General features: G+C 62.7%; 8 protein-coding genes. 3 read left to right on the forward strand and 5 right to left on the reverse strand.

Going from position 1 to position 9,024, the window contains the following annotated elements; translation table 11 throughout:
- Nucleotides 1–11: 11 nt before the first annotated feature.
- From OXR00_RS13570 to OXR00_RS13580, 3 genes are read right to left on the reverse strand one after another with little or no spacing between them, the layout of a single operon-like run.
- Nucleotides 12–1,037, reverse strand: a complete 1,026-nt coding sequence (locus OXR00_RS13570) for a hypothetical protein (RefSeq protein WP_267388794.1) — start codon at nucleotides 1,035–1,037, stop codon at nucleotides 12–14.
- The gene (locus OXR00_RS13575; RefSeq protein ID WP_267388796.1) at nucleotides 1,034–2,149 is read right to left on the reverse strand and encodes a CapA family protein; all 1,116 of its coding nucleotides are present in this window, start codon (nucleotides 2,147–2,149) and stop codon (nucleotides 1,034–1,036) included. Before OXR00_RS13575 ends, OXR00_RS13570 begins: the two co-directional genes overlap by 4 nt.
- Entirely contained in the window at nucleotides 2,146–3,324 is a 1,179-nt protein-coding gene (locus OXR00_RS13580; protein ID WP_267388798.1) for a cytochrome P450, read from the reverse strand. Before OXR00_RS13580 ends, OXR00_RS13575 begins: the two co-directional genes overlap by 4 nt.
- A 78-nt stretch (nucleotides 3,325–3,402) precedes the next feature.
- Here OXR00_RS13580 and OXR00_RS13585 point away from each other — a divergent pair, with 78 nt between their 5' ends.
- Nucleotides 3,403–4,398, forward strand: a complete 996-nt coding sequence (locus OXR00_RS13585) for a LacI family DNA-binding transcriptional regulator (RefSeq protein ID WP_267388799.1) — start codon at nucleotides 3,403–3,405, stop codon at nucleotides 4,396–4,398.
- A 27-nt stretch (nucleotides 4,399–4,425) separates the two neighbouring features.
- On the opposite strand, the gene OXR00_RS13590 is transcribed toward OXR00_RS13585, so the two are convergent.
- A complete protein-coding gene (locus tag OXR00_RS13590) occupies nucleotides 4,426–5,328 on the reverse strand; it encodes an SDR family oxidoreductase (RefSeq protein ID WP_267388800.1) in 903 nt (300 codons plus the stop codon).
- 95 nt (nucleotides 5,329–5,423) lie between these two features.
- On the opposite strand from OXR00_RS13590, the gene OXR00_RS13595 reads away from it, so the two are divergent.
- Complete coding sequence (locus OXR00_RS13595; RefSeq protein WP_267388801.1) at nucleotides 5,424–6,260, forward strand: helix-turn-helix transcriptional regulator; 837 nt, start codon at nucleotides 5,424–5,426, stop codon at nucleotides 6,258–6,260.
- 1,521 nt (nucleotides 6,261–7,781) lie between these two features.
- Here OXR00_RS13595 and OXR00_RS13600 read toward each other — a convergent pair.
- Complete coding sequence (locus OXR00_RS13600) at nucleotides 7,782–7,952, reverse strand: hypothetical protein (RefSeq protein ID WP_267388802.1); 171 nt, start codon at nucleotides 7,950–7,952, stop codon at nucleotides 7,782–7,784.
- 274 nt (nucleotides 7,953–8,226) lie between these two features.
- Between OXR00_RS13600 and OXR00_RS13605 the strand changes: the two genes are divergently transcribed.
- On the forward strand, nucleotides 8,227–9,024 hold a 798-nt coding region (locus OXR00_RS13605), incomplete at its 3' end, for a hypothetical protein (protein ID WP_267388803.1).

Genomic DNA, 9,024 nt, shown 5'->3' on the forward strand with positions numbered 1-9,024 from the left:
GTGTGTTCGAGCTATTGTGCCTCCGCGCGTGCGGGCTTCAGCGCGCGTGAAAACCGCGGCGCCAGCGACAGCAGGACGATCGCCGCGATCAGGATGGCGGCGCCGACCAGATCGAGCGTGCTCGGCACAGGGAGGCCCCAGCCGACCGCCAGCAGGATCGCGCCGCCGATGCCGGCAACCAGGCTGGAGGCGCGCTCCAGCGGCACGCAATAGGCGTTCTCGCGCGCATCGAGCAGGATCACCGCCGAGAAGATCGAGATGATCGTCAGCGTCACTGCGATCGCGACTAAGGACCAGATCACCGGATCACCCCACACGCGAAGGAAGCCGATACCGAGTTGCCCCGCCTGCCCGCCGATCCCGCTTGCCGACAGCACCGCCAGCGCCACCACCGCGAGCGGCAGCGCGACGATCTTCTCCTCGACGAAATAGCGGCGGATCGTGGCGAGCTCGCCGGTTTTGGAAACCCGCGTCATCACCGCCAGCCGGATGAAGTAGCCGAGCGTGTACAGCACCACGTCGAGCAGCGCGAGCGGCGGCAGCGCAAGGCCACCGCGCGCATGGATGGTGATGAACAGCGCCACCGCCACCATCACCAGCGCGGTCCAGCTCCACCACCGCACCTTGCGGCCGAACATGAGGTCGACCAGCGGCGCGATGATGAGGATGTCGCCACGCATTAGCAACTGGATGAACGGTACGCTGACGCCCTGGAACGTGAACGACAGCGGCACGGTGAACAGCACCAGCGCGGTGCCGAACGCGGACAGCAAGGTGTAGCGCGTCGGGAACGGCACGCGCCGCCCCGCGATCGTCACCGTGTTCGCCTCGCGGTACCAGCCCGACAGCCAGATGAAGACGTACGTCATCACCAGGTTGAGGATCAGCGAGGCGGGCAGCGTTTCCAGCCCGGTGAGCGGCCCGCCGAACCGCGCGTTGGGCTGCGTCGTCACCAGCTTGGTGATGATGACGTTGGGTAGGTACGCGAGGAAATAGAGGAAGACGATCCCCTCGAGCGGGAAGGCGCGGCGGCTCACGCGACGATCTCCACCATGTCGTCCGCAATGACATAGCGGGCGTTCAGCCCGGCCTCGCGGGTAATATCGGCCATGTACGCAACCACCTCCGCATGGTGCGGATCGTCCTGCCCGACGATGCGCGGCACCGCGTCGCGGTCGATATAGAGCGGCAGGAATCCGCTGCGCACGATGCGTCCGCCGGCGACTTCGAAGCGCGCCACCATCGACAGGCGCGACGCGGTCGGGAAGTTATACAGCCCCTCGAAATCCGGCTCCCATTCCTCGGCGAGAACGCGGATCTCGTTCCAGCTTTTCGACGCTGCGTGGCCTGCATCCATCTTGAGATCGGTCGCGAAGTTGCACAGCGAATGGAACACCGGCCGCCCGTCGATCAGCTCGCACCCTTTGAGGATGTGCGGATGCCCCCCGAGGATCGCGTCCGCGCCCGCCGCGATCGCCGCCCGGGCGACGTCGCGCGCATAGTCGGGAATGCTCGCCCGCACGAAATGGATACCCCAGTGCAGCGAGACGAACACCACGTCGGTATCGGCCTTGGCGGCGCGGATATCCGCCTCCAGAGCGGCGAGATCCTCGCGGTGCGGGAAGCTGTGCGTGCGCGGCGGCGTGCCCGGCTGGTCGTGCTCGATCTGCTCGTACACGGTGAAGGCGCGCATCGGCGCGCAGCCGGGGCGACGCTCGTCCGCCCAATAGTTCATCGGCAGGATGCTGGAATAGGCGAGGAAGGCGACCGTCGTGCCGTCCGCTAAAGTATAGCGGGCGGGCTTGCGCGCCTCGGCGATGTTGGCACCGGCGCCGACCACCTGCATGCCGGCTTCCTCGATATGCGCCTTGGTTTCGAAGAAGGCATCATTGCCCCAGTCGAGCACATGGTTGCCCGCCATCGAGATCAGGTCGAACCCCGCGCGCGCCAGTGCTGCGGCGCCGTCCGGCCGCGCCAGCACGGCATGGCGCGCCTGCGGAGCACGCACGCCCGCTGCTGCAAAGCTGGTTTCGAGCTGCCCGAACGTCACCTCCGCGGCGGTGAGCACGTCGCGGGTGGCGACGAAGCTCTCGTCATACTCTGCGCGGTCCATCGCGAGATCACCGACCGCGAGGACCACGCCGCTCATGCCGCCGCCCCGAACCGGATCGGCGCCGACAGAGCGCCGATTTCGGGGAAGCGCGTCGGCTTGGGCTCGCCCGCCAGCGTGAACGACGGCGCGGCGGCGAGCAATTCCTCGATCGCCACGCGCAGTTCCAGTCGCGCCAGGGCGGCACCGACGCAATTGTGCGGCCCGCGACCGAACGCGAGCGAATCCTTCATGTTCGGCCGGTCGATACGGAAACTGTCAGGATCGTCGAACACGTCGGCGTCGCGGTTGGCGGAGGCGTAGACCAAAGCGATCGGCTCGCCTGCGGGGATGGTGCGCTCTCGGATCGCCACCGGGCACGTCGCGGTGCGCGCGAAGCCGCGATACGGCGCGTACAATCGCAGGAACTCCTCGATGGCGGCCGGCATCAGCGACGGGTCTGCGCGCAGCTGCGCCTGTAGATCGGGGTGACGCGACAGATGCACCGCGATCGATCCGATCACCACGCTCGGGGCGATCAGCCCGACCACCAGCACCTGCCGGATCGTACCGACAATCATCTCCTCAGGCAGCGGTTCGCCGTCGACCCGCACCGCCAGCAGTGCGCTGGTCGCATCCTCGTCGACCGGCAGCGGCGCGGCGCGACGGTCCGCCACCACCTTGCGCGCCATGTCGTAGAGCAGCGAGCTGGTTTCCTTGGTGGTGTCCATGTCGGCGGACTGCACCGCGACATTGTAACGCCGGCCGGCATCGACCAGCGCGTCGATGGCCGCCGTATCGAGGTTCATCCAGTGCGCGAACACCGCCACCGGCATGTGCGCGCCATAATCGGCGCAGACGTCGCCGCCGCCGTTCGCGACCATCCTGGCGACGAGATCGCGGCAGATCGTCCGCACCACGGGTTCGAGCCGCGCGATGCGCCGCTCGGTCAGCAGCGGGCTCAGCGCGCGGCGATACGGCGTGTGCTCCGGCGGATCGAGATGCAGCGGCGGCCGACGGCCGGTGAACGCGACCTTGGGTACGACGTTCTGCTGCGAGGTGATGTAGGTCTGCCACTCGGTCGCTGCGGTAGCGACATCGTCGTGCTTCATCAGCGCCCAGAAGCCGCCCCACGTATCGCTGTGCACGACCGGGCACTGCTCGCGCAGCCGGGCGTAGTCGGCATGAGCACTGTCAAAGCTTTCAGCGGCGAGCGGATCATAGTCATGAGACATAACAATCTAGCTATGCGACGATGTAAGCGCTTGCAAGCGCTTTCTTGCACAAAGCTTGCGCAAGGGTAGAAGCGGCGCATGATCGCTCGGGCTCCCCGTCTCGAAGACGTCGCTGCGCTCGCCGGCGTGTCCACCGCGACCGTCTCGCGCTTCCTCAACAACCCCGGAGTCGTCGCCGCCGCGACGGCGCGGCGGATCGAGGCGGCGGTCGCGCAGACCGGCTATCTCCCCAATCTCAATGCCGGCGCCCTCGCGTCAAACCGCTCGCGATTGATCGCGGCGCTGGTGCCGGACATCGCGCAATCGATCTTCAACGACACGATGGAGGCGATGATCGAGCAGCTCTCCGACGACGGCAACAGCGTCGTCATGTCGCTGACGGGTGCGGACAACCGCCGGCTCAACGCGCAGATCAATGCGGCGTTGTCACGCCGGGTCGATGCGATCATCCTCACCGGCATCGTGTCCGACCAGCAGACCCGCGAGCGCCTGCGCAGTCACCCGATCAGTGTCATCGAGACATGGGGCTTGCCGGAGGATCCGATCGACGTTGCGGTCGGCTTCTCGCACGCCGCGGCCGGGGCCGCGATGGCGGACTTCCTGCACGAGCGGGGCTACCGCCGGCCACACCTCATCGTGCCGCGATCGGCGCGCTCGGAACGGCGCGCTTCGGGGTTCGAGAAAAGCTGGTGCGCCACAGGGGCCGAGCCGCCGACGCGGTTCGAGGTCGCCGTGCCGAGCCACTTCGGCCAGGGTCGCACCGCGTTCCTCGCCCTGGCTACACTGCCCACCCGGCCCGACGTGGTCGTCTGCGGATCGGATTGGATCGCCCAAGGCCTCATTGTCGAAGCGCAGGCGGCCGGCGTGCGCGTTCCAGAGGCGCTCGCCGTCACCGGGTTCGGAAATCTTCGGCTTGCAGCCGACATGCGTCCGACGATCACCTCGGTCGATATCGATGGGTCGCGGATCGCAACCGAGGTGAACCGTATCCTGCGTCGCCGGGCTGCGGGGGAGACGGGTATCGAAAGGCATGTCGATGTCGGCTTCAACATCGTTCCTCGGGAGAGCGCCTGAAATCCGCGAGCGAGCACCGGCGATCGATCAGGTCTGGGCGAGAGCAGGATACTCCATTGCGGCGAGATCGGTGAGGAGGTCGGGGCCAGTCGGCTCCCACCCCAGACGTGCCCGCGTCCAGGCATTCGATGCGATCATGTCGAGCGCTGCGAAGGGTGCCATCCACCCAAAATAATGCTCGACCTCTTCGGTCGCGACCGAGCGGACCGGCAACCCCGTACCCTTGCCGATCGCCTCGGCGATGGCCCGTGCGGTGACGCCCTCCTCTACCGACGCATGGTATCGCGCGCCCGGCTCACCCTTCTCCAAAGCCAGGACGTAAAGCTTCGCCACGTCGCTGACATGCGCTGCGGACCAGCGGGTCTGCCCCTCGCCCACATACGCTACTGCGCCGGCACGCCGCGCCTCGGCGACCAGCGGCGTGATCAACCCGGCTCTGGTGGTGTCGTGCACCTGCGGCAGCCGGATGGTACGCACGTCGATGCGTCGCGCGATCAGCGCTGCGCCCGCAAGCTCGGTCGCGATGCGCGGATTGGCGTGGCGCGGGTTGAGCACGTCCTCAGTCGCCGGACCACCGCCCAACGGCGTGCCGATGCCGACACCCGAGGTAATCAGGAGCGGCTTCTGCGTGCCTTCCAGCGCCTCACCCATTGCGGCGATGTTGCGTTCGTCTTTCTTGGTATTTTCGAAGAAGGTCTCGAAGTTGTGGTCAAACGCACAGTGGATCACCGCATCGGCCGCCGCTGCGCCGCTGGCGAGCGTCTCCGGCTGGTTGAGGTCGCCGCGATGGACCTCCAGGCCGGCTTCTTGGAGCCGACTGGCGCCGGCGTCGGAGCGGGCAAGACCGAGCACCTGATGGCCGCGACCGAGTAGCTCGGGAATTACGTGCGAGCCGATGAAGCCGGTCGCACCGGTCAGGAATACGCGCATCGGGATCTCCTTCTTGCCAGCGCGGCGTATCCCGAACCGATCGGACATGGTAAAGTAGTTTCGTTATCATGGTATAGTTTGCAACAGGATCGATCATGGCAAGCGATGCGCCTAATCAACTCGGCACCTATCTGCGTGATCGACGCACGCGGCTCGATCCGGTGGCATTCGGTTTCGCCGGGGGCCGGAGGCGCACGCCAGGCTTGCGCCGTGAGGAAGTGGCAAGCCGCGCGAACATCAGCGCGACTTGGTACACTTGGCTGGAGCAGGGCCGCGGCGGCGCGCCATCGGCCAACGTGCTTGATCGCATCGCCAAGGGCCTGATGCTGACCGAGCCGGAACGCGAGCACCTCTACATGCTGGGGCTCGGCCACCCGCCTGAGGCACGCTACCAGCCGGTCGACGGCATTAGCCCCCGACTACAGGGCGTGCTCGACGCGATGCTGCTGAGCCCCGCCATCATCAAGACCGCGATGTGGGACGTCGTCGGCTGGAACAGGGCGGCTGCGGTGGTGCTGACGGACTATGCCAAGCTGCCGCGCGAAGGACGCAACATCCTTCGCCTCATGTTCGGCAGCGACCACGTCCGAGCCCGTAACGAGGATTGGGACAGCATTGCCCGCTTTGTCGTCGGCGCCTTCCGCGCAGACGTTTCGCGCGCGGGCGCGAACAACAGTGCGGCGGCCAGCAAGCTCGTTGCCGAACTTTGTCGCCTCAGCCCCGAATTCGAGACGCTGTGGCAGGATAACGACGTGGTGGCGCACGGCGAGGGTGTGAAACGCATCCACCACCCCGACGCGGGGCTGCTCGCGATGGAGTTCTCCTCGTTCGCAGTGGAAGGGCGGCCGGAACTCGGGATGATCGTCTACAATCCCGCATCATCCGCCGATGCCGAGCGATTGCGCGCGCTGCTGGACATGCGCGAAGCCTGATCGGGAGACGGCGCCGAGGGCGCTTGGTAGTGAGCCGAGACCGTGGAGAAGAAAGCAGCGCTGCTACGAACGTGTCGGCATCGATCGACGTATGCACTGGCGGAGACGGAGGGATCGTATCTAATGTTCTCGTAACGTCCTTCTACGTATTTCATATTTGAGATTTTCGGCTGAAAGCCGTTCATTCGTCAGAACAATCTAGATTGTGCCTGTCTTTTTCGTATTGCATCATCTCGTAACATTGACGCTCCTGTGGAGACAAATTTTGGGGCAGCGATGTCTAGAGGTATCAACCGTCTAACTGCGATCTTCATCAAGAACATCTCCAAACCAGACCGGTATGCAGACGGTGGCGGTCTGTATCTCAGCACCACCGGCGGCGGTCGTCGTTGGGCCTTCATGTTTCGCTGGGATCGAAAGATGGGGGGTGGGATCGCTCAGCAAAGTTTGTCTAGCTAGCGCTCGATCCATGGCGGAGCAGGCTCGGTAAGCGTTGAGCCGTGGGGTTTACCTCATTTCCGCGCGCGATGATAAAAAGGCGGCAGCGGCTTAAACGCCAGAGTTTCCGGTGGCGAAGATCACCTTCGGATAATGCGCAAATGAGCTAATTCGAAACCTCAGCGAGCCTTCGCGCAATGACAAGCACGCGGCGCAGTGGAAGATGACATTGGACCATTATGCTGCGCCGCTTCGCACTTTGGCGTTGTCCCAAGTGAGCACCGAAAACATCCTGAGCGTACTGCAGCCGATCTGGTGCACAAAGCCTGAAACGACAGCGCGGGTGCGCGGGAGCATTGAACGCGTCCTGAGCTATGCCAAGACTATTTAGTATCGCAGCGGGGACAACCCCGCCCTCTGGCGCGGCCAGTTAGATCAGATCTTGCCCAAGCGTGAGCGTCTAATACGCGGTCATCATAAGGCACTTCGCCGCTATCGCTTGCAACATCAGTTAGTGGACCGGCCTACGGGTGGAATGCACCACGAACCAACTTAACTCCCACCATCTCGTTTCCGAACCCGGCCGCGGCTCGTACCGCCACCTCGACAGCCTTCATCGCTTCGAAAACTGCCGTGCCGAACTATTCGCGCTGAAATAGCGGCCAAACATCTTCACGGATTTTGCCGTTTAGGGCGTCTCGGCGCAACGCCTGCGATGAATGAGCCCCAACAGGATCTGCAGCCGTCGCGATTTGATCGGCGCGCCGGCTCGGCACATAGGATGTAGCGTCTGTCGAACTGGGGATCAGGAGCGCCGCTCCAACAAGCCATTGCCACGCCTCTCTGATAGCTTGGCCGACCTCCGCTCGATACTGCGCAGGATAGGGGCCGCCCAATACCTCGACCTACCCTGGTATGTTGGGACGAGCATGGATGCTGGAGAATGATCACACGTTCAACGCTCCCTACTAGTTAGGCCATGAAGCCAACGCCGGGAGCATTCTAAGCCCCGACTCTTCCTGTTCCAAGGCGATCACTATCGCCGCATCAGGGATTAATTGGTTCAGGTTAGCATCATAGATTTTAACCGTGGTCGTTAGACAGTGCATCTTGGATCATTGCGCGCCAGACATCTTTTGCGACCTCGGAATGGATGGCCTCGTCATTAGCAGGCACAGCTTCGCCGCCGGCAATTGCCATGACCTCGGTGGTTTCAAGCACCGCCTGGAGCAGCGCTTGTGCATCGGACAGCATGTCGCCAGTTCCGCGGGACTCTCCTCCATCAGCCACCGTCAGGTCGTGAAAGGTTGCGCTAAGCGCTCGATCATCGTTTGCTCATCGAATGACGATAGCACAGCCTCTTCGGAGCTCGAACGATCAACGAAGAAACCTATCTTTTTAGCATCGCACGGCGCGATTTGCGCAATAAGGTACTTTCTTTGTTCGCTGATCGCTGGTTTGAACGTTAGCCTAGTGCTATCCCGTTCGACGGTATTGGGAGTACGAAGTGGAAGAACGACCAGTCGTAGTGTTCGACAATGAGCAAATACAGGTTTTGTACTTAGACGGTCCGGGTGAGACGCTTATGCTACTATTTTCTCCGATGGGCACTTACGCGAACGGCGTGTCCTTTTGGGGTCAAGCTCCATCTGATAAACTGGGTTACCCGGCAATCGGTTTTGTTGCGAAATACGCCAACTGGTTTCCCTCAGAAGATGTTGAGGCAGCGCTGGTAATGTGTGAGCATATTATACAAAAATACTCGCAACGTGTTGCCATAGGGCAGTCCATGGGAGGATATGCGGCTATAAAATACGGCAAGCTCATGAACGCAACCGTAAGCATTGCATTTGCGCCACAAGCAACAATCGAACCGTCCCTCCTACCCACGACAACAAATCGCTTTTCTCAGTTTTACCTACCAAGATTCCACGACGGGATGATGATCACGAAGCAGGACATTTCCCAATCCACCTATTGCGTGCTTGACCCAAAAGAGCAATTTGACTTGGATGCTTACCTAAGGATCAAAGAGGTAGCACCTCATATTCAGCGAGTGGACGTCCTCAACGTCGGGCATGAGGTAATTCGGTCGTTCGCCAGCACGGAAAGTTTCAAGTTGGTTGTCGATCTGGCGCAGCGACACGACACATGTGGCTTCAGATCCTTCGCCCAAAAAGCGAGACGTAATCCTGGTCAAAGGTCAACGGGGATCTGCCTATATAACATTTATAAAAGACCTATGCTTGTATTTTCCCTGTTCAAGCGGGAATATGCTCACATGCTACTTAAAGATGTTAAGGGGATCAGCTTGACCCTTGGGCAC

This window comes from Sphingomonas sp. GC_Shp_3 (assembly GCF_026540945.1).
Taxonomy (GTDB): Bacteria; Pseudomonadota; Alphaproteobacteria; order Sphingomonadales; family Sphingomonadaceae; genus Sphingomonas.